This is a genomic window from Pseudomonas sp. M2(2023) (assembly GCF_030263955.1).
GTDB lineage: Bacteria > Pseudomonadota > Gammaproteobacteria > Pseudomonadales > Pseudomonadaceae > Aquipseudomonas > Aquipseudomonas asiatica.
Genome location: NZ_CP127114.1, coordinates 2,783,027 through 2,802,019, shown reverse-complemented (window position 1 = coordinate 2,802,019; position 18,993 = coordinate 2,783,027). Strand labels below are relative to the sequence as shown.

Sequence of the window (18,993 nt, the reverse complement as noted above, 5' to 3'; positions counted from 1 at the left end):
GCGCCAAATATGCTGATGCCGCTTATTTAATGCCGCTGGTCCGAACGCTTCGCATTAAACCGAATCCGCCGAAATGACCGAACTCCCAACAGGTGTACGGCGGGTAATGCCGTGCATTCCGAAGTCATACGAGGTTTAAGACCATGGCCAACAAAGAGAACAGCCGCACCGGCAACCAGCAAGGCAGCCAGGGTGGCAACAAGAACCCGGGCAACTTTGCCAATGACCGCGAAAAAGCCTCCGAAGCTGGGCGCAAGGGCGGCCAGCAATCCGGTGGTGGCCGTACCAGCGAATCGGGCCGCAAGGGCGGCCGTTCGTAAGTGAGCCTACGCAGTGCCCGGGTGATCGGGCACTGCGATTCTGCACATGAGGAGAACCCCATGCGATTGATCCCCCTGATAGCGCTGGTGGGCACGCTTGGCTTGCTGGGTGGCTGTTTCGACCGGGACAACGACCACCCGGCAAAGGATGCCGACCAAAGCAAACCTTCGCTGCAGATGCAGCAACCCGGCGACAAACCCGCTACCCAACCGGCGCCGGCCCCTGAACCGATGCCCGGGCAGAAACCCAGCCAATAAAACGCGGACAAGGACTACGGCATGACGGTAATGACCCGCAAGACCGGCGCGGTGATACCGGCTTCGGCAACTGGGCCAAGCCTGAAGGAGCGTTACCACAAGCTGCTCGTGAGCCACGACACCACGAGCAAAGCCTGGCTGAGCGAACAATTGGCACGCGCGCAGCGTTTGCCGGATGACCTGCCTGCCGATCCTGCTCAGCTGGAAGCCTGGAGCGCTGGCCATGCAAGCCAGGTGGCCGAAGCCTATGCCGGTTACCTCGAACAACGCCGCCAAGGCGCACCTCGGCGCTACTTTGCCAACCGCGCCCAGGCGTTGTGGTTCCTGCAACAAGTGGCGCCCACCAAGGCAGTGGACGGGGCATGGCTGCACAGCACCTTGCGTCACTGGGGCGATCCGCGCTATCACGGCCTGATTCGCACCTACTTGGAAGAACTGGGTGGCGGTGATCCGCGCTGCAACCATGTGCTGATCTACCAACGGCTGTTGAGCCGGCTGGGTTGCCTGGGCCTGCCTGAATTGGACGACCAGCGTTACCTGCAAGGTGCCTTGCAGTTGGCATTGGGGCGCCATGGCGATGATTTTCTTCCCGAGCTGATCGGCTACAACCTGGGCTATGAACAACCACCGTTGCATTTGCTGATTACCACTTACGAACTGGCGGAAGTGGGCATCGATGGCCATTATTTCCAGCTCCATGTGACCATCGACAACGCGGCCAGCGGGCATGCGCATCTGTCCATCCAGGCGCTACGCCAATTCTGCCCGGTCGACGACGCTGGTCAGTTCTACCAGCGGGTGCGCAGCGGGTACCGCTTGAATGACCTGGGGCTTGATACACCCAGCCTGATCAGCAGCTTCGATCTTGAATCCGAGCTGCTGTCGGCACTGGAGCGCAAGCGCAATTTTGGCCAATTCATGCATTCCGACCATTGCCGCTTGCAAAAACGCACCGTCAACCAATGGCTGGCCGAGCCCGGTGCCATGCCCGCGTTTCTGCAAGCCTTGCAGGCACAGGGCTGGATCCGCCGTGGTGAAGCACCCGCCAACAGCCGCTGGTGGGGACTCATCGATGGCCCCTCGGCACCGATGTATGGCGTGTTCACGGCGTATGAAAAACAGCTATGGCACGACTGGATCGCTGCAGGCTTGCAAGCCCGCGGGCGTCGCGTGCTGCCCGGCAGCTGGGAGGTGAAGGTGGAATCGGATGATACGCTCGCGACTCCTGCCCCGGACGCCGATATCCAGACGTTGATCGACACGATGTCCGGTAACCGTCATGCGACACCGGAAGGGTTGCTGGCCACCCGGCGCTACTTGCGTGCTACCGGCCTGAATCAGGAGGTAACCCGCTGATGCTGCTCGATCCACAACAAATCCAGGCTGACCAGGCAATGCTGCAATTGGGCAGGCGCCTGCGCGCCGACGGCTACCGCTTCACCTGTGTCACCCCGGCAACCCATGCTCGCGTGAATGCGCGCCCGGAAGCCGGGCAAGCCAGGACAGTGCGCGATGTGTTCGGCTGGAGCCGCCCGTTCCGTTCGTCATTGGTTTCTGCCGATGAGCTGGACCAGATGCGGCGGGCCCAGGTGCTCAAGCAGCACGGAGAACTGCTGATCAGCACCGTGCGCTGGTCCACGATCGACGACCTGCTGCTGCTGCACTCTGCTTACCCCACCGAGGAAACCGACGCAGTGTTTCTCGGCCCCGACAGTTACCGTTTCGCCCAAGTGATTCACGATCACCTGCAACGCATCCCCAAGCGTGTCGAGCATGCCGTGGATATCGGGTGCGGCACGGGTGTCGGCGCCTTGCTGATCGCCCGCGCGGCGCCCCATGCCCAGGTCAGCGCCGTGGATATCAACCCGCTCGCGCTGCGTTATACCGCGATCAACGCGGCATTGGCGGGCTTGAGCAATGTTTCCGTGGAACCCAGTGACGTGCTCGACGGCATTACCGGGCTGTTCGACCTTATCGTTGCCAACCCGCCGTACATGCTGGATGCCTGCCAACGTACCTATCGGCATGGCGGTGGTTCGCTCGGCGCGCAGCTTTCGCTGCGTATCGTCGAGCAAGCTTGCGAGCGGCTCGGCTCGGGGGGCTCGCTATTGTTGTATACCGGCGTGGCGATAAGCGAAGGCCGTGATGCCTTGCTCGAAGCCATTCGCCTGCGCCTGGCAGGCCCGGAATGGTCCTGGGTGTATCGGGAAATCGACCCGGACGTGTTTGGCGAGCAACTGAACGAACCCGGTTACGAGCAGGTCGAGCGCATCGCCGCGGTGGTGCTCACAGTCACCCGCAACAGCTGAGGCAGCATGGCCCGACCCTGCACGTTCGGCATCGAGGAAGAATACCTGCTGGTGAACCTGAACACGGGGCAGGTGCCAGCCACACCTTCGCCAGCCGTGCTCGGGCGTTGTCGCAAGGCGCTGGGCCAGCATTTTGCCCAGGAAATGTTCCGCAGCCAGATCGAGGTGGCCTCGCCGGTGTTCGCCAACCTGTTCGAGGCACGCGAGTTCTTCCAGCACAGCCGCCAGCGGCTGAACACAGCGCTGGCCGAAGAGGGCATGGGCCTGTACGGCGCGGCAAGCCACCCCAATGCCGCCTGGCTGCGTCAGAAACCTGCAACCCCTGCGCATTACCAGCAACTGTTCGCTGACTACCGGCATGTGGCGCGGCGCAGCCTGCTCAACGGCCTGCATGTTCACGTGGGCGTACCGCCAGGTTGCGACCGCATCCAATTGATCAACCGTGTTCTGGGCTGGCTGCCTCTGTTGCTGGTGCTGAGCACGTCATCCCCGCTGTGGGCAGGCCAGTGCACCGGCTACATGAGCTACCGGCGGGTAATTTGCGGGGAGTGGCCGCACATGGGTTTGCCCGAGCCGTTGCCGGACTGGGCTGCCTACGAGCGCTACCGTGCATTGCTGCAACGCACAGGGTCGCTGGCCGCGGATGGCGACTTCTGGTGGGCGATCCGGCCTTCACGGCGCTTCCCGACGGTCGAACTGCGCATCTGCGATGGCTGCCCGCGGCTGGAGGACGCGCTGTGCATCGCCGCGCTATTTCGTCACCTGGTCGAGCACAGCATCGTGTACCGGCACGACTCGTCCGCCTGCAACCGCGAGCAGCGCTGGATCACCCAGGAAAACTACTGGCGCGCCATGCGCCATGGGCGCCAGGGCGAGTTCATTGGTCTGCATGAGCAGCAGCCGGTCACGGCCGCAGGTTGGTTGGCCCAGTTGCAGGAACAGTTGCCGATCGACACTGTAGACGCCGAACGCGCCTTCCTGCATGCACAGCGCCTGCTGCGCGATGGCACCCATGCCGACCAGCAGCTGCAATGCCTGGCCCAGGCCAGCGCTGCAGGCTTGGGCAGGGCGCAGGCATTACGAGCCGTGGTGGCCGCCGGGGCTTGCAATTAGCCGGGGTTGACCGAAAATGGCCGCGCCTTTCGCAGCCACCCGGAACCACCTGCGCCATGATGCTGATCAAGCAATTCCCCGACATTTCCCTGGACGACACGTTGTTTGTCTTCGCCCTCGAAGCCGAGGCCGGCGATGTATTCGCTGACGTCAACACCGTGTTCACCGGCATCGGCAAGGTCAATGCCGCCATCGCCCTGACCAAGGCCATTGCTGCGCGCCGGCCCAGGCTGATCGTCAACCTCGGCTCGGCCGGCAGCCAGCGCCATGGCAAGGGCGAGGTGGTGTGCTGCACCCGCTTCGTGCAGCGCGACATGGATGTGACCCCGCTGGGTTTCGCCCGCTACCAGACGCCTCTGTCGGACATCCCGCTGGTGCTGGAGCATGGCGCGCAGATCCCCGGCCTGGCCCTGGAGACCTGCGGCAGTGGTGACAGCTTCGAGATCAACCATGGCGATGCACCCTATGACGTGGTCGACATGGAAGCCTACGTGCTGGCGCTGATCGCACGCAGCGAAGGCATCCCGTTCGTGTGCCTGAAGTACATTTCCGATGATGCCGGCAGTGATGCGGCGCAGGACTGGGCGGTACAGGTGCACCTGGCTGCCGAGGCCTTCAGGCGGGTGCTGTTTAGCCCGGTGTGACCGCTGGTCGGTGTTTGGGCCAGTCGAAAAAAACCATCGATGAGGGCTCTCCTCGAAAACGGTAGGACGGCCTTCGCGGGCAAGCCCGCGAATGGGCCAACACCGGTACACCAGAGGAGACGCCCCCATGCCTAACAAACCCCACGACCAGTTCAGCATGCAGAACCCGCTGACCCAGTACCCGCATCCACCATTCCCGGCCCAAGGCCAACCAGCACCGGGGCTGGATGCCAACATGCAGCCCGAGCCAGACCACGGCGAAACCACCTACAAGGGTTTTGGCCGCCTGGCAGGGCGCAAGGCGCTGATCACCGGTGCGGATTCGGGCATCGGCCGTGCAGTGGCCATCGCCTTTGCCCGTGAGGGTGCCGACATTGCCCTCAACTACATGCCCATCGAGCAACCCGATGCCCGCGAAGTCATCAAGCTGATTGAAGCCGAAGGCCGCAAGGTGGTGGCAATTGCCGGTGACCTGAAGGATGAGCACTTCTGCAAGGAACTGGTCGACCAGGCCCATGAGCAACTTGGCGGGCTGGACATCCTGGTCAACGTCGCCGGCAAGCAGGAGGCGCGCAAGGACATCAGCCAGATCAGCCACGAACAGTTCGATCACACCCTGAAAACCAACGTCTACGCGCTGTTCTGGCTGTGCCAGGCAGCTGTTCCGCTGATGCCGGCGGGGGCGACAATCATCAATACCGCCTCGATCCAGTCCTACCAGCCTTCGGCCACCTTGCTCGACTATGCCACCACCAAGGCCGCGATCGTCGCCTTCACCAAGGCCTTGGCCAAGCAGGTGATCGAGCGCGGCATCAGGGTCAATGCCGTGGCCCCGGGGCCCATCTGGACCGTGTTGCAGCCCAGTGGCGGCCAACCGCCGGAGAAAATCCCCGAGTTCGGCGCACAAACGCCGATGAAGCGACCGGGGCAACCCGCAGAGTGTGCGCCGGTGTATGTGTTGCTGGCCAGCCAGGAGTCCAGCTACATCACCGGCGAGGTGTTCGGCGTGACCGGCGGCAACCCGCTGCCGTAGGGCGGGGCGGCTAAACCTTCGCCGCCCGTTGCAGTCGATTCAGGTATTGGCAGGCAACCCTGGGAGCACCTTCAATGGCTAGGGCAATCTGGAAAGGCGCCATCAGTTTCGGTCTCGTGCATATCCCCGTGGCCCTCAATACCGCGGTGCGCACCGAGCGGGTCGATTTCGACTGGCTCGACAAGCGCAGCATGGAGCCGGTCGGCTACAAGCGGGTGAACAAGGTCACTGGCAAGGAAATCGACAAGGACAACATCGTCAAGGGCGTCGAGTTCGAGAAGGGCCGCTATGTGGTGATCAGCGAGGAGGAAATCCGCAAGGCCCGGCCCGAGGCGACCCAGACGATCGATATCTTCTCCTTCGTGGAGGCTGGCGAGATCCCGCTGCAGCACTTCGACACGCCGTATTACCTTACCCCCGACCGCCGTGGCGGCAAGGTATACGCCTTGCTGCGCGAAACCCTGGCGAAGACCGGCAAGGTGGCGCTGGCCACGGTGGTGCTGCACACCCGCCAGCACCTGGCGTTGTTGCGGCCGCTGGATGATGCACTGGTGATGATCACCTTGCGCTGGCCTGAAGAAGTGCGTGGGCTGGAAACGCTGGAGCTGGACAGCAGCGTCACCGAGGCCAAGGTGGACAAGCGCGAACTGGACATGGCCAAGCGGTTGGTCGAAGACATGAGCGGGCAGTGGAAGCCTGCGGATTACCACGATGCCTTTCGCCAGACCATCATGGACCTGGTGGAAGAAAAGGCCAGCAAGGGCAAGATCGAGACCGTGGAGAAGGGCGAGGCGACGGAAGCAGGGAAAGGCGCGGACATCCTCGACCTCACCGAACTGCTCAAGCGCAGCCTCGGTGGCAAGAAGCCGGCGAAGAAGACACGCAAGGCGTCGTGAAAGAGATCGTCCCCGCAAGCCAGCTCGCATGGAACTGTACATAACGCGGCCCCCTGTGGGAGCGGCTTTAGCCGCGAACACCGGCGCAGCCGGTGCCATGCACCGCGTTGAATTCTTCGCGGCTAAAGCCGCTCCCACAGGTACAGCGTTGCTCTCGAGGTTGTCGCTGTACCTGTGGGAGCGGCCTTGTGTCGCAAAAGGGCCGCAACGCGGCCCCAGGATTGATGCGCAACAGTTGAAATTGCTGGGGCTGCTTTGCAGCCCTTTCGCGACACAAGGCCGCTCCCACAGGGATCGCGCCAACTTTTAGAATTTGAGCAAGACAGTTGCTACCACAGGGTACGCGCCGCCTGCAAACCAGCATCAGATCTGAGTCTGCAACCCCGCCAGATAATCACCAAACCCTTCGCGGGCGCGGCTGTCGCGCCGGCTGCTGGTGGCCACGCTGTGCCTGGCGGTCCATACGATCTGCGCACCACTGGCCTGCAGGTCGCTGACCAGTTGCACATCCTCATGCGCCGCCAGTGGCTGGAAGCCGCCCACGCGATCATAGGCGTCGGCACACACTCCCAGATTGGCCCCATGCACATGCCGATGCCCTTCATGTGCCTGGTAACGGCTGTGGTACAGCTTGCGCAAGGCCGCTGTCTGCCAGGGTTGCCAGTACTCGACGTGCACCGTGCCGCACACTACCTCGGCCCTGCAGGCCAGTTGCGACAGCAGCCAGTGCGCCGGCACCCTGCTGTCGGCATCGGTGCACGCCAGCCACTGCGCGCCGCGCTCGAGCATGTATGCCGCGCCCACCCGGCGGGCCATACCGACGTTGCCGGCATCCACGGTCAGCACCTGTACACCGAACCGCCTTGCCACGGCGGCGCTGCCATCGCTGCAGCGGTCCAGCACCACCAGCACCTCCACCTGGTGCCCCGCCTGCTGCGCCTGCAGGGCGGCAGCCTGTACTGCCCGCAGGCAGCGCCCAAGGCGCCGGGCCTCATTGTGGGCCGGGATCACCACGGCAATCATGGGCAGGTCTCATCGAGGTCGACCACGCTGGGCTGAGAGGACCAGTACTCCAGCAAGAAGTCCGCCTCGTCATGCTGGAACTGCAGATACAGCGGAAGGTGCCGGGCCAGCATGCGGTGCACTTCACGCCCGTCCTGCGGGCAGCCGACGATGGGATGCTTCCAGTGGCAGGCCAGCAGCCCGCCGTCGTAGGTCAGGCTGGCCACCGACTGTTCGATCACCTGCAACCAGTCGGTCGGGTCTAGGTAGTAACCCACCTCGCTCAGCACGATCAGGTCGAAACGCCCACCTGGCCAGTCCGCCGGCAGCCGCGCCAGTTCCACCGAGACATTGCGCAGCCCAGCCAAGCGTTCACCGGCCAGCGCTACCGCAGTAGGGTCCAGGTCCTGGCACACCAGGTTGGCACAACGCTCGGCCAGCAAGGCGCTGAGCTCGCCATTGGCGCAAGCGGGCTCGAACACGCGCTGGTAGCACTGGCGCGGCAGGCAGGCCATGACCAGCTCGCGCTTGCGCTTTTCGTACCAGCGGGTGCGAAAGGCCCAAGGGTCTTCACTGGTGGCGTACAGGTCGGCGAAATACTGTGGGTCGAGGCTCATGACAACTCCATTTACAGGAACACCAGTTCGAAAGGTTGCAGCAGACAATCCAGCAAGTTCGGCGGCAGTACGGGCGGGCGCTGGCCGTCCGGTTCGAGTTGGCTGACATGGGCGGCCAGGGCCTTGCGCTTGCGGGCCAGGCGGGCCTCGTCCAGCTGAATGCGGTGGGCACGCGGCCACGGCAGACGCGGGTCGTCCGGTCGTGCCCAGTGCCACGCCCACACGGGTACTTCCAGGCATTGCGCCTTGCGCATCCGGGCCGCCTGCGCGGCAGCCCGGCCTACGGCTTCGTGGTCACAGTGGCCATCGCCGCTCCAGGTAGCCATCAGCAGGTCGTCAGGCCTGAGCAACTGGCTCAGGTGGTTGAGCAGAAATGCCTCGTCACGTGGCAACGCGCCGTCCTTGAGGTGGAGCCGTCGCCAGTCCAGGCGGCCGAGGTCTAGGTCAAGCTGTTGCAGGGCATGGTGGCTCTCCAATGGCCTTTGCCGGCGCAGGCGGCGTTCGCTCCAGTGGGTAGAGCCAGGGTGGCTGGCTTCACCATCGGTGGCGGAGATCAACACCAGGTCGTCTTCCCGGCCGTGGAAGCCCGCCAGCAGCCCGCCGGCCATGAGAATCTCGTCATCGGGGTGCGGTGCCAGCAGCACCAGGCGGCGGCCCGGCGGGCACAATTGCTGAGGGGTGATCCAGGTGGCCCTGGCCAGGTGCGCGGCCTGCTGCCAGTCCGCCCACGGTGTACCGCTGTTCGCCTGGATCAGGTTCTCGCTCATAGTTGCCAGACTCCCGCCGGCTGTTTTGCCAATTGCTCCCCGAGCGCCGCCAGGTCGCGCTCGGCATGGCTCTGGCGCAGGAACACCGGCAAGTCGGCACTCAGCCGGGCAAAGTGGTTGTCACGGCAGAAAGGAGTGGCGCCCAGCGCCCGGCCAACGTGGTGAATCACCTGTTCAACGGCCTGTTCCACCTGGGCGCGGGTGCGGCGCACTTCGAAGCTGGCGTCTGCGCCTGGCTGGCGGTCGATCCATGCCGCGCATTCGCGCAGTGCCGCCCTGGCGCCGTACAAGGCGGCGTCGACTGCGCCCAGGTGAGCGTCGGCATGTGGGTCGGGGCGGGGGTTGCGGCAGTGTTCGCGCAGGTAATCGGCCAACGCCTCGGCGGCGCCGTACCAGCAGGCTGCAATGCCAGCACCGCCATGCCAGAAGCCGGGGCGTGACAAGTATTGCCCGGGGCGGCCGATGGCGATGCCAGGGGTGTGGTTGAACTCGACTTCGACACTGGCGGTGGTGGCCATGCCAATGGCCTGCCAGCGGTCTATGACAAGGCCCTGGCTGGGATGGGACAGTTCGATGGCCACCAGCTGGGGTTGGTCATGCTGGTCCCAGGCCGTGACCAGCGCCCGGTCGATCTGCAGTGCGCCCGAACACCAGGCCTTGCGACCCTCCAGGCGGACCTGGTCGCCATCACGGGCGACAATGCAGGCGCGGGCATCCGGCGGTTCGGCGGCCCACACGCCCCATATACCCTCGGCAGCGTGGTGTGCAGCCGCGCATTCGGCAAGGATCGCCAACGCGTCGGTGTGGCCCTCGTACAGCTTGGCCAAGGCCAGGTCACAGCCTGCCACCCGGGCGAGGGTTTGCCAGCGCCGTAGCGTATTGCCCTGGCCGGGCAGGGGCAGCAGGTCGAGGTGGTCGGCTTGCAGTGCCTGAATCAGCTGCGGCAACTGGGTATCGAGGTTGAGCGGTTGCTGCCGCTCGCCGAAGGCTCGCAACAGGCGATCGAGGTTGGTCAGGTCAAAATCCTGGACAATGCTCATGGGCTCGGCTCCTTGGTGAGGCATTGCGGGCGTAGCGCTGCAGGCAAGCCGTCATCAGGCCAGCCCCAGCTGCTTGCGCATGCCCACGGTGATCGATTGCCTGGTCTTGCCATAATCGGCCCAGGGGTCGTCGACATCGCCCAGTCGTTCAAGCACATTGCCGATGTTCCACTGGTTGGCGCCCTTGAGTTGCGGCAGTTCCTCGCGCCAGATCGGCACGGATACCGGCAGGCCTTCGCGGGCGCGCAGGGTATACGCGCAGGCGGTGGTAGCCCCCTTGCCGTTGCGCAGGTAGTCGATGAAGATGCGCCCGATGCGATTTTTGGGCCCGGACACGGCACTGAGCCTGTCGGGGAACAACCTGGCCAGGTAATCGACGATGCCGTGGCTGAATGCCTTGACTTCATCCCAGCTGGCACGCCGGGTCAGGGGCACTACCAGGTGCATGCCTTTGCCGCCACTGGTCTTGAGAAACACCTTCAGGCCCAGTTCATCCAGCAAGGTGAGGGCCAGTTGGGTGGCTTCCAGCATGGCCTTCCACGGCAGTGCCGGGTCCGGGTCAAGGTCGAGGACGAAGCGGTCGGGCTTGTCGAAGTCTTTGTCCGTGGCGTTCCAGGTGTGCAGTTCGAGCATGTTCATCTGCACTGCGCCGATCAAGGTGTCGGCGCGATTGATGACCATCGCCGCCTGGCCGGCCTCGGCCTTGTCATAGCTGAGCACGTTGGGCAGATGCAACTGGCCGGCGTTCTTCTGGAAGAACAGCTCCCCGGCCAGCCCGTCCGGTGCACGTACCAGCGCCACCGGGCGATTCTTGAGCTGGGGCAATATCCATTGGCTGACTGCGGCGTAGTACTCGGCGACCTCGCGCTTGGTAACGCCGCTGGTGGCGTCGACCACCCGCTCGGGGTGGGTCAGGCGCAGCTCGCCCAAAGCCTCGGGGGCCTTGGCTTGCTTGCGCTTGGGCAGGGTCTTGGCGGGCATGCTGCGCTCCAGGTCGATGGCGGTAGCCGGTTTGTCATCGCGCAGGCCGTGGAACACCGAGTGGCGCACGATGCCGTCACGGGTCATCTGGGCATAGGCGACTTCGGCCAGCAGTTGCGGTTTCAGCCAATGCACGCCCCGGGCTTCGGCCCCGGTGGGCGGTTTGGGCAGGGCCGGCTTGGCGGTTTCCAATGGTTTGAGCCGGGCATGGATGCTGGCCAGCGTGGTTGTACTGAAGCCGGTGCCGACCTTGCCGGCATAGCGCAACTCGCCGCTGTCGTTGTCGTGCAAGGCCAGCAGCAGGGCACCAAAGCCGCTGCGGCTGCCTTTGGGGTCGGTGTAGCCGACGATTACGAACTCCTGGCGCTGCTTGCACTTGAGCTTGATCCAGTCGGGGCTGCGGCGGCCGCTGTAGGGGCTGTCGACGCGCTTGCCGATCAGGCCTTCGAGTTGCAGCCGGCAGGCGCTGTCGAGCAGGGATTCGACCGGCTGGTCAAAGTCGGCGGAGTACTTGAGTACGTCCGATTCGTTGTGTTCCAGCAAGCGCTGCAAGGTGTCGCGCCGGTCCTGCAGCGGTAACTGGCGCAGGTCCTGGCTGCCCAGGAAGGGCAGGTCGAACAGGTAATAGGTGATGTGCTCGTCATGCTCGGTGTCGAAAGCGTTCTGCAACGCCTGGAAGTCCGCCGCGCCGTTTTCGCCAGCCACCACCACCTCGCCATCGAGCCAGGCCGAATCGAGGCCCAGCGCGCGCAAAGCGGCAACCTGCCTGGGCATCTTGCCGCTCCAGTCATGGCCATTGCGGGTGAACAGGCGCACGTCATCACCGTCGATGCGGGCAAGGATGCGGTAACCGTCGAACTTGACCTCGTAGCGCCAGTCGCCACTGGGCGGGGAGTCGACCAAGGTCGCCAGTTGTGGCTGCAGCTGCGCCGGCAACGGCACCTTCCGGCCTTTGCTGGCGGCTTTGCGACGTGGCGCGGCGGCCTTTTTTGCTGTCGGCTTGCGCGGCACCAGCGTGCGGTCGCTGAGCACGCTGTCGGGCTGGGCGTCGACGATGCTGTAGTCGGCTTCGCTGCGCGCCTGGCTGTCGTGCGACTTGACCAGCATCCACTGCTCCTTCTTGCCGGCCAGGTGGGTGCGGAACAGGTTCCATACACCGCCGAGCTTTTCGCCTTGCAGGCGGAAACGCAGTTTGCCCTTGGCATAGGCCTCATGCGCATCACCTTCGGGCTCCCAGATGCCCCGGTCCCAGACGATCACGTCGCCCGCGCCGTAATGCCCTTCGGGGATATGGCCTTCGAAGTCGGCGTAGTCCAGCGGGTGGTCCTCCACGTGCACGGCCAGGCGGCGCACCTTGGGGTCCAGCGACGGCCCTTTGGGGATGGCCCAGCTTTTCAGCGTGCCATCGAGTTCCAGGCGGAAGTCGTAGTGCAGGTGGCTGGCATCGTGCTTCTGGATGCAGAACTGCAGCGCGTGGGCCCGCTTGCCACGGCTGCGCTTGCCGCTGGGCTCGGGCGTGGCATTGAAGTCGCGCTTGCGCGCATATTCCTGCAGGGGCTTGGCCATGGCGGGCTCCGGGCGATTCGCAGTCTCTAATCTGGGAGGCAACGGCCCGGGCGGTAGTTCAAAAAAACTCTGAATCTTCAAACAGCAAGTGCAGTCGACCGAATGAAGCCACCTGACGGAGAACGCACATGGCCCGAACAGATAAACCGAAGCCCTATACCCCCACTGAAATCGACGACACCGAAGACCGCATGGGCAGCGTGCATGAACTGGACTTCGACGAGCGCCTGGACGAGCGCGAGGGGCGTGCGGGTGACGAGCGACCGGCCGCGGACGTGGCCCGCGAGTTCCCGCCCCGGCGCGTGGCCGAAAGCGGCATGACTGGCGGCGAGGCGTTGAGCGACAGCCTGCACGAGGACAACGTCACCTACGACGACCTGAGCCCGGACACCTTGCTGGACGAGACCGGTGCCCGTGACCCGCACGAACCCGGTGGCAGCGGTGGCCCTGCAGACAAGACCCTTAGGCGGGTAGAGGCCAATGAGATTGGCGGCGGCATAGGCCTGGACGAAGCCGAACTGGCCCGCTCCGCACCGCTTGATGGCGAACCGTGGACCGATGATGTGATCGATGACGAGGAGAGCAAGCCATGAACGAGTTGCGTTGTGCCTGTGCAGATTGTTCCTGCACCGTGGATGCCAATGCCTTGCGGCTCGAAGGCAAGGTGTATTGCTGCGAGGCCTGTGCCAACGGGCATCGCAATGGCGAGCCGTGCCGGATGCCGGATTGCCACTGCGGGGAAAAAACCAAGGAAAGTGCCGTGGACAATGCGCTGGACGAGACTTTCCCGGCGAGTGACCCGATCTCGCCCTGAAACATCGCCGTCCCATAGGTTCTGCATAGGTCTATAGGGCTGTGATGATCCTGTGGGAGCGGCCTTGTGTCGCGAAAGGGCCGCAAAGCGGCCCCGGCAATTTTCCGTGCGAAGCTGAAATCCTGGGGCCGCGCTGCGGCCCTTTCGCGACGCAAGGCCGCTCCCACAAAAAGCAGCGCGCGAGCCTGCAGAATCAGTGAGTCTGCCAGATGCCGTTGCTACGCTCGCAATCGGTGCGGGCCTGGCCCAGGCTGGGAGTGTCGTAGTAGTAGGTGATTACCCGCGCATCCTTGGGCAACGACGGCTTGTCACCGCCAGTTGCCTTGGGGTTGGCCAATGCCTCCTGGGTCAATGGCGCGATGCAACTGCCAACGCTGCCATCGGCACAGCGCGCGACCTTGTGCTTTTCGCTGTTGAGCATGTCCTTGCTCTCATTGCTGCACGACCAGTTGATCGCTTCGGCGGGCAGGTTGCTGTAGCTGTAGCAGCTGTGTCGCTCCACCGGCGTTACCGCCTCGCTGGAGGAGCGAGTGAGCACGTTGCAGGCTTCGGCCAGGGCCTGGCCGCTGAGCAGGCTGGCCATCATCAGTATCAACATCGGCTTCAAGACAGCGCCACGCATTTGCCACCTCCCGGGCCAATGGCCCTTGTCAGGTCTAGGCAGGCTTGTCGCGCCGGCGCATGGCCTTGGCGCGTTTCTCGAGGATCAGGTAGACAAGCACCGCCAGCAACAGCGGCACCAGGTAGTACAGCGTGCGGTAGCCCAGCAGGGCCGCCACCAGCGTGCCCTGGGCAAGCTGCCCATGCAGCAGGGCCAGGAACACCGTTTCCAGCACACCCAGCCCGGCCGGGATATGCGCAACCACACCAGCAACGCAGCTGATCAGCAGGATGCCAAGAATCGACGGGTAAAAGGCTTCGCCAGGCAGCAACCAGAAGATCAGCAGCGCCATCAGCGCCCAGTTGCTGGCACCCAGTACCACCTGGCACAGCGCCAGGCGCAGCGACGGCAGCGTTACCTCATGGTCGCGCCAGCGCCAGGTGCGCTTTTTGGCGAAGCCACAGGCCAGCAGGTAGCCAGCGGCAATCGCCAGCAACACCACGCCGATCAGTTGCAGGCCGCTGGCACCGACCGCCCAGTTGGCGGGCAGCTCGACCAGGCGCAAGGCGAACACGGTGCCAGCCAGCAGCATGTAGCCCATCCAGTTGGTCAGCAGGCCCAGGGTGAGGATGCGGGTGATGGTAGCCGTGTCCAGGCCCAGGCGGCTGTACAGCCGGTAGCGCAAGGCAACGCCACCCACCCAGGTGGTGAAGTTGAGGTTGAAGGCATAGCACACGAAAGCCACTGGCAAAACCTGGCGTGCCGGCAGGTGGTGGCCGGTGTAGGCTCGGGCCAGCAGGTCGTAGCTGGCGAACGTCAGGTAACTGCACCCGGCCAGCGCCAGGCCTATGGCCAGAGTGCCGGGCTTGTAGGCCAGCAACGACTGGCGCACCTCGTTCCAGTCCAGGTTGCGCGCCAGCAGGTACAATAGCGCAGGGATCAGGATCAGGAATGCCAGGGTGAACAGCCGCTTGCCCCAGGTTTGCCAGTTCTTACGCGCCATCAGGTTTGGCCCTCGTGGTAGTCACCCTGTGCCTCGGCCTCCGGCTGCACCGAGCGCAGGTGCTGGCGGTGCGCCGGGAACCAGCCGGCAATCCGCGGGAAATGGCGGATCACGTGGAAGCACACGAATATCAACGGCGCCCGCCACCAGTATCCGCGAACCATGCGTTCCAGGGTGACCGGCTTGCATTGTTCGTGGGCCAGCTGCTGCAGGTGCTGGTTGAGCTGCTGGTTGAAGGCACGGTCACGGATGAACAGGTTCGCTTCCAGGTTGAACGACAGGCTGAGCGGGTCCAGGTTGCTGGAGCCGACCGTGGCCCACTCATCGTCCACCAGCGCCACCTTGCCGTGCAGCGGCCGCTGGCAATACTCGTGAATGGCCACACCATCGCGCAGCAGGTAGTTGTACAACAGCCGCGACAGCGCCCGCACCCAGCGCATGTCTGGCTGGCCCTGCAGGATCAGCCGCACCTCCACGCCACGCCGGGACGCATTGCGCAGTTCACGCATCAACCGGTAGCCCGGGAAGAAATACGCGTTGGCCACCACGATGCGCTGCCGGGCGCTGCGAAACGCCTGCAGGTAGTGGGCTTCGATATCGGTGCTGCGCACCCCGTTGTCGCGCTCGACCAGCACGGCGCTGCAGGTACCGGCAGGCTCGGTCAGCGGCCGTACCGCGCTGGGCGGCTGCAGCACCGGCGACATCAAGCGCTTGCTGGCGGCATGCACCTGCGCCACCACCGGGCCGGCGACTTCCACGGCATAGTCCTGCTTGGCCATGGCACCAAAGTCGCCCAGGTGGTCGGCGCTGTAGTTGATGCCGCCAATGAAGGCCCGCTCGCCATCGACGACCACGATCTTGCGGTGCAGGCGCCGGAACAGGTTGGTGCGCATGCCCACCAGCCTTGGCTGAGGGTCGAAGGCGTGGAAACTGACCCCGGCATCGGTCATGGCCGCAATGAAGGAGTCGGGCAGATCGGCCGTGCCGTATCCATCCACGGCCACTTCGACACGCACGCCGCGTTGGGCGGCATCGATCAGCACCTGCTGCAACTGCTGCCCAACCTTGTCATCGAAAATGATGAAGGTCTCCAGCAGGATTTCCTCCCGTGCCTGGGCCATGGCCTCGAACACGCGGGGGTAGTATTGCTCGCCATTGATCAGCAACTGCACGCTGTTGCCGTCTACCCAGGGTCGGTTCACAGTTTGATCTCCGCAGCCAGAGGGGCGTGGTCGGAAAGGTGCGACCACGGGTACTTGGACAGCACCTGGGCCGTGCCGGGCATGGCATTGCGCAGGTAGATGCGGTCCAGGCGCAACAGCGGCAGACGCGCCGGAAAACTGCGCGCCGGGGTGCCGAAATGTTCGCCGAAGGCCTCTACCAGGTGTTCGCTCAGCACGGCATCGGCCTTCAGCCGCCAATCGTTGAAATCGCCGGCGATGATTACCGGCGCCTTGGGCGGCAGGCTGTCGAGCAGGTCCAGCAGCAGCTTTACCTGGCGTTGCCGATGGGCCTCGCGCAGGCCGAGGTGCACGCACACCGCATGCACGTGGTCATGGCCCGGCACCTCCAGCTGGCAATGCAGCAGCCCGCGCTGCTCGTTGCCCTGCACCGAGACATCCAGGTTGTCGAAGCGGCTGATGGGGAATTTCGACAGCAGCGCATTGCCGTGGTCCCCATGGGGGTACACCGCATTGCGGCCGTAGGCGAACTGCGGCCACATGCTGTCGGCCAGGAACTCGTACTGTGGCGTATCCGGCCAGGCCGGGTGGCGCAGGGCATGTTGCTGGTGGCTGCCGTGCACCTCCTGCAGGAACACCAGGTCGGCGCCGGTGGCGCGCACGGCTTCGCGCAACTCGGGCAGGATGAAGCGCCGATTGAAGAAGGTGAAGCCCTTGTGCACGTTCAACGTCAGCACATTCAGCCGACGCACGGCGGTGATCTTGTCGATGATGCCGTGCGGGGCAGGCAGGGTCCTGTTCACAGGGTCACCTCCGGCACCACGCCAGGCTCGGTCATCAGTTCATGGTCAAGCGACAGCTTCTGCAACAGGCGCCGGGCGTCATAAGGCGCATGGACTTTCTGGTCGTTGTCGAAATAGCAGTAGACGTCCCGGGCAGCGCGCCGTGGTGGCGGCCCAGGTACCACCAGCTGGGCATCGTCGGCCTGGCGGCCCTGGCTCCAGTGCTGGATGCGCTGCTTCCAGCGCCGCAGCGCCTGGGCGGTATAGCCACTGCTGTACAGCTCGACATCGCCATGCAGGCGCATGTACACGAAGTCGGCGGTAAGGTCTTCGACATACGGCCATTTCCCGGCGCTGTCGGCCACGACCAGCGCTACCCGGTGCTTGCGCAGCAGCTTGATGAAGGCTTCGCACAAAAAGCTTTCGTTGCGGATCTCCACAGCGTGGCGCAGCCGAGCGTTGCCCTTGATATCGGTGCTGCCGTTGTCCCGCAGCCGTTGCGCACACCCCTGCGCGCATTCGCGGGCAGCCTTGCGACTGTGCGGCAACAGTTCGAGAAAACGGGCGAAGCGGGCCTCGTCGAACTTCATGTTGGGTGGAAACTGCCACAGGAATGGCCCGAGCTTCTTGCCGAGCAGCAGCGGCCCGGAAGCGAAAAAATTGGCCACTGCTTCTTCGATGTCCTTGAGCCGGCGTACATGGGTGATGTAGCGCGGGGCTTTTACCGCGAACACGAAGCCGGGCGGCGTCTGGTCATGCCAGCCCTGGTAGCGTTCGGGTGTTTGCAGGCTGTAGAACGAGCCGTTGATTTCAATGCTGTTGACCGCCCGCGAAGCGAACGCCAGTTCGTCGTCCTGGGGTAGGCCCTTCGGGTAAAAATCCTTGCGCCACGGGCCGTAGCGCCAACCGGAGATGCCGATGCGGATATCGCTCACGCTGCCTTCCTCATTGCCAGTCCTTGTTCGGTCACTCTGAAGGTGCGACTGGTGAACAGCGGCCAGGGTTCAGCACGGTTGACCAACGGAAAAGGCTGATGCGGCGTGGAACTTTGCGGCCCGCGGCGTTTCCACCGCATACCTGCTACGAGGAAGGGCACCAGGATGAAATTCGACCGTTTCGCCCAATGGCTGGCCAATTGGGCCGGCCGCCCGCTGACCTTCGGCATCGCCTGCCTGCTGATCCTGATCTGGGCAGTGACCGGGCCGCTGTTCGGCTTCAACGACACCTGGCAACTGGTGATCAACACCTCGACCACCATCATCACCTTCCTCATGGTGTTCCTGATCCAGAACACCCAGAACCGCGACAACGACGAACTGCACATCAAGATCGATGAGCTGTTGCGCACCACCCAAAAGGCGCACAAGGCGCTGCTGGACCTTGAAGACATGGATCCGGCCGAGCTGCATGCCCTGCGCAAGCAATACCGGCAGATGGCCGGGCAGGGTGACGATGCGCATTCAACCAAGGAATGACCTGCCAACACTGGAGGCAAGCATGGCCAGACATATCGTCCACTTCACCGGGCCTATCAATTCATCCACCTGCGGCAACCTGATCAACACCTGTTCGCGGGCGTTGCAGCAGGGCGCCGACGTCCTGCAACTGAACATCGCCACCATGGGCGGCGAGTGCAGCTACGGGTTTACCTTGTACAACTTTCTGCGGGCGTTACCGGTCGAGGTGCATACCCACAACCTGGGCACGGTGGAATCCATGGGCAACATCATCTTCCTGGCCGGGGAACGGCGCACGGCATGCAGTTACAGCAAGTTCCTGTTTCATCCTTTCCACTGGACCTTGCATGGCTCGGTCGACCACTCACGCATGGCTGAATATGCGATGAGCCTGGATTATGACCTGCGGCTGTACGGGCAAATCGTCGCCGAGCGGACCGAAGGGGCGGACGAGGTGCTGGATGTACCACGGTATCTGATGGCCTACCCGCGGATACTCGGGCCCCGGGAGGCCCTGGCGAACGGGATGATCCATGCCATAGACGAGATGCCGATCGAGGTGGAGGCGTGTCAGTGGAGTGTGCATGCCTAGCTGATTCCTGTGCCGGC

General features: G+C 64.0%; 21 protein-coding genes and 1 pseudogene. 12 read left to right on the top strand and 10 right to left on the bottom strand.

What is annotated here, in order from left to right:
• Positions 1-200: 200 nt before the first annotated feature.
• The 8 genes and pseudogenes from QN085_RS13020 to ku form a co-directional block, all read left to right on the top strand.
• Positions 201-320, top strand: a pseudogene (locus QN085_RS13020) (con-10 family general stress protein); the annotation flags it as partial.
• A 60-nt stretch (positions 321-380) separates the two neighbouring features.
• On the top strand, positions 381-578 hold the full coding sequence (locus QN085_RS13015; RefSeq protein ID WP_023661558.1) for a hypothetical protein: 198 nt from the start codon (positions 381-383) through the stop codon (positions 576-578).
• A gap of 21 nt (positions 579-599) precedes the next feature.
• The gene (locus QN085_RS13010) at positions 600-1,934 is read left to right on the top strand and encodes an iron-containing redox enzyme family protein (protein ID WP_024087141.1); all 1,335 of its coding nucleotides are present in this window, start codon (positions 600-602) and stop codon (positions 1,932-1,934) included.
• Entirely contained in the window at positions 1,934-2,887 is a 954-nt protein-coding gene (locus tag QN085_RS13005) for a N5-glutamine methyltransferase family protein (protein WP_023661556.1), read from the top strand. Before QN085_RS13010 ends, QN085_RS13005 begins: the two co-directional genes overlap by 1 nt.
• A 6-nt stretch (positions 2,888-2,893) precedes the next feature.
• Positions 2,894-4,000: a carboxylate-amine ligase gene (locus QN085_RS13000; RefSeq protein ID WP_023661555.1), complete on the top strand. Its 1,107-nt coding sequence runs from the start codon at positions 2,894-2,896 to the stop codon at positions 3,998-4,000.
• 56 nt (positions 4,001-4,056) lie between these two features.
• Positions 4,057-4,644, top strand: a complete 588-nt coding sequence (locus tag QN085_RS12995; RefSeq protein WP_023661554.1) for a 5'-methylthioadenosine/S-adenosylhomocysteine nucleosidase family protein — start codon at positions 4,057-4,059, stop codon at positions 4,642-4,644.
• Positions 4,645-4,771: 127 nt separating this feature from the next.
• On the top strand, positions 4,772-5,677 hold the full coding sequence (locus QN085_RS12990) for an SDR family oxidoreductase (protein WP_023661553.1): 906 nt from the start codon (positions 4,772-4,774) through the stop codon (positions 5,675-5,677).
• 74 nt (positions 5,678-5,751) lie between these two features.
• Complete coding sequence (gene ku, locus QN085_RS12985; protein ID WP_015270347.1) at positions 5,752-6,573, top strand: non-homologous end joining protein Ku; 822 nt, start codon at positions 5,752-5,754, stop codon at positions 6,571-6,573.
• A gap of 363 nt (positions 6,574-6,936) precedes the next feature.
• Here the strand turns inward: ku and QN085_RS12980 are convergent, their stop codons facing one another.
• Genes QN085_RS12980 through ligD form a run of 5 tightly spaced genes read right to left on the bottom strand, consistent with a single transcriptional unit; the run spans position 6,937 to position 12,546 of the window.
• Positions 6,937-7,596 (bottom strand): glycosyltransferase family 2 protein, encoded by a 660-nt coding sequence (locus tag QN085_RS12980; RefSeq protein WP_013972636.1) that lies wholly within the window; start codon positions 7,594-7,596, stop codon positions 6,937-6,939.
• Positions 7,593-8,192, bottom strand: coding sequence for a class I SAM-dependent methyltransferase (locus QN085_RS12975; RefSeq protein WP_024087140.1), 600 nt, complete (start codon positions 8,190-8,192; stop codon positions 7,593-7,595). Before QN085_RS12975 ends, QN085_RS12980 begins: the two co-directional genes overlap by 4 nt.
• An 11-nt stretch (positions 8,193-8,203) precedes the next feature.
• On the bottom strand, positions 8,204-8,959 hold the full coding sequence (locus tag QN085_RS12970; RefSeq protein ID WP_013972634.1) for a PIG-L deacetylase family protein: 756 nt from the start codon (positions 8,957-8,959) through the stop codon (positions 8,204-8,206).
• Positions 8,956-9,999 carry an acyl-CoA dehydrogenase family protein gene (locus QN085_RS12965; RefSeq protein WP_024087139.1) on the bottom strand — a complete coding sequence of 348 codons (1,044 nt, stop codon included), beginning with the start codon at positions 9,997-9,999 and terminating at the stop codon, positions 8,956-8,958. The genes QN085_RS12970 and QN085_RS12965 overlap by 4 nt, the downstream gene beginning before the upstream one ends.
• A 54-nt stretch (positions 10,000-10,053) precedes the next feature.
• Positions 10,054-12,546 carry a DNA ligase D gene (ligD, locus tag QN085_RS12960; RefSeq protein ID WP_024087138.1) on the bottom strand — a complete coding sequence of 831 codons (2,493 nt, stop codon included), beginning with the start codon at positions 12,544-12,546 and terminating at the stop codon, positions 10,054-10,056.
• A 128-nt stretch (positions 12,547-12,674) separates the two neighbouring features.
• Here ligD and QN085_RS12955 point away from each other — a divergent pair, with 128 nt between their 5' ends.
• Together QN085_RS12955 and QN085_RS12950 are read left to right on the top strand one after the other, a co-directional pair.
• Entirely contained in the window at positions 12,675-13,139 is a 465-nt protein-coding gene (locus QN085_RS12955; protein ID WP_038409647.1) for a hypothetical protein, read from the top strand.
• Positions 13,136-13,360 carry a metallothionein gene (locus QN085_RS12950; protein WP_023661123.1) on the top strand — a complete coding sequence of 75 codons (225 nt, stop codon included), beginning with the start codon at positions 13,136-13,138 and terminating at the stop codon, positions 13,358-13,360. The genes QN085_RS12955 and QN085_RS12950 overlap by 4 nt, the downstream gene beginning before the upstream one ends.
• A 193-nt stretch (positions 13,361-13,553) precedes the next feature.
• On the opposite strand, the gene QN085_RS12945 is transcribed toward QN085_RS12950, so the two are convergent.
• From QN085_RS12945 to QN085_RS12925, 5 genes are read right to left on the bottom strand one after another with little or no spacing between them, the layout of a single operon-like run.
• Positions 13,554-13,982 (bottom strand): hypothetical protein, encoded by a 429-nt coding sequence (locus QN085_RS12945; RefSeq protein ID WP_023661124.1) that lies wholly within the window; start codon positions 13,980-13,982, stop codon positions 13,554-13,556.
• 34 nt (positions 13,983-14,016) lie between these two features.
• Positions 14,017-14,964 carry a lysylphosphatidylglycerol synthase domain-containing protein gene (locus tag QN085_RS12940; RefSeq protein ID WP_013972628.1) on the bottom strand — a complete coding sequence of 316 codons (948 nt, stop codon included), beginning with the start codon at positions 14,962-14,964 and terminating at the stop codon, positions 14,017-14,019.
• The gene (clsB, locus tag QN085_RS12935) at positions 14,964-16,166 is read right to left on the bottom strand and encodes a cardiolipin synthase ClsB (RefSeq protein ID WP_013972627.1); all 1,203 of its coding nucleotides are present in this window, start codon (positions 16,164-16,166) and stop codon (positions 14,964-14,966) included. Before clsB ends, QN085_RS12940 begins: the two co-directional genes overlap by 1 nt.
• Positions 16,163-16,948, bottom strand: coding sequence for an endonuclease/exonuclease/phosphatase family protein (locus QN085_RS12930; protein ID WP_023661125.1), 786 nt, complete (start codon positions 16,946-16,948; stop codon positions 16,163-16,165). The genes clsB and QN085_RS12930 overlap by 4 nt, the downstream gene beginning before the upstream one ends.
• Complete coding sequence (locus QN085_RS12925) at positions 16,945-17,862, bottom strand: DUF72 domain-containing protein (RefSeq protein WP_023661126.1); 918 nt, start codon at positions 17,860-17,862, stop codon at positions 16,945-16,947. The genes QN085_RS12930 and QN085_RS12925 overlap by 4 nt, the downstream gene beginning before the upstream one ends.
• Before the next feature lie 165 nt (positions 17,863-18,027).
• Between QN085_RS12925 and QN085_RS12920 the strand changes: the two genes are divergently transcribed.
• Both QN085_RS12920 and QN085_RS12915 read left to right on the top strand, forming a co-directional pair.
• Positions 18,028-18,402, top strand: a complete 375-nt coding sequence (locus QN085_RS12920; protein ID WP_003259456.1) for a low affinity iron permease family protein — start codon at positions 18,028-18,030, stop codon at positions 18,400-18,402.
• Positions 18,403-18,424: 22 nt separating this feature from the next.
• Positions 18,425-18,976: an ATP-dependent Clp protease proteolytic subunit gene (locus QN085_RS12915; protein ID WP_031324465.1), complete on the top strand. Its 552-nt coding sequence runs from the start codon at positions 18,425-18,427 to the stop codon at positions 18,974-18,976.
• The last annotated feature ends 17 nt before the right edge of the window (positions 18,977-18,993 follow it).

Coding starts and splice junctions, on each gene's coding strand:
- QN085_RS13015 (WP_023661558.1), top strand. CDS start 381: ATGCGATTGATCCCCCTGATAGCGCTGGTGGGCACGCTTGGCTTGCTG.
- QN085_RS13010 (WP_024087141.1), top strand. CDS start 600: ATGACGGTAATGACCCGCAAGACCGGCGCGGTGATACCGGCTTCGGCA.
- QN085_RS13005 (WP_023661556.1), top strand. CDS start 1,934: ATGCTGCTCGATCCACAACAAATCCAGGCTGACCAGGCAATGCTGCAA.
- QN085_RS13000 (WP_023661555.1), top strand. CDS start 2,894: ATGGCCCGACCCTGCACGTTCGGCATCGAGGAAGAATACCTGCTGGTG.
- QN085_RS12995 (WP_023661554.1), top strand. CDS start 4,057: ATGATGCTGATCAAGCAATTCCCCGACATTTCCCTGGACGACACGTTG.
- QN085_RS12990 (WP_023661553.1), top strand. CDS start 4,772: ATGCCTAACAAACCCCACGACCAGTTCAGCATGCAGAACCCGCTGACC.
- ku (WP_015270347.1), top strand. CDS start 5,752: ATGGCTAGGGCAATCTGGAAAGGCGCCATCAGTTTCGGTCTCGTGCAT.
- QN085_RS12980 (WP_013972636.1), bottom strand. CDS start 7,596: ATGATTGCCGTGGTGATCCCGGCCCACAATGAGGCCCGGCGCCTTGGG.
- QN085_RS12975 (WP_024087140.1), bottom strand. CDS start 8,192: ATGAGCCTCGACCCACAGTATTTCGCCGACCTGTACGCCACCAGTGAA.
- QN085_RS12970 (WP_013972634.1), bottom strand. CDS start 8,959: ATGAGCGAGAACCTGATCCAGGCGAACAGCGGTACACCGTGGGCGGAC.
- QN085_RS12965 (WP_024087139.1), bottom strand. CDS start 9,999: ATGAGCATTGTCCAGGATTTTGACCTGACCAACCTCGATCGCCTGTTG.
- ligD (WP_024087138.1), bottom strand. CDS start 12,546: ATGGCCAAGCCCCTGCAGGAATATGCGCGCAAGCGCGACTTCAATGCC.
- QN085_RS12955 (WP_038409647.1), top strand. CDS start 12,675: ATGGCCCGAACAGATAAACCGAAGCCCTATACCCCCACTGAAATCGAC.
- QN085_RS12950 (WP_023661123.1), top strand. CDS start 13,136: ATGAACGAGTTGCGTTGTGCCTGTGCAGATTGTTCCTGCACCGTGGAT.
- QN085_RS12945 (WP_023661124.1), bottom strand. CDS start 13,982: ATGCGTGGCGCTGTCTTGAAGCCGATGTTGATACTGATGATGGCCAGC.
- QN085_RS12940 (WP_013972628.1), bottom strand. CDS start 14,964: ATGGCGCGTAAGAACTGGCAAACCTGGGGCAAGCGGCTGTTCACCCTG.
- QN085_RS12920 (WP_003259456.1), top strand. CDS start 18,028: ATGAAATTCGACCGTTTCGCCCAATGGCTGGCCAATTGGGCCGGCCGC.
- QN085_RS12915 (WP_031324465.1), top strand. CDS start 18,425: ATGGCCAGACATATCGTCCACTTCACCGGGCCTATCAATTCATCCACC.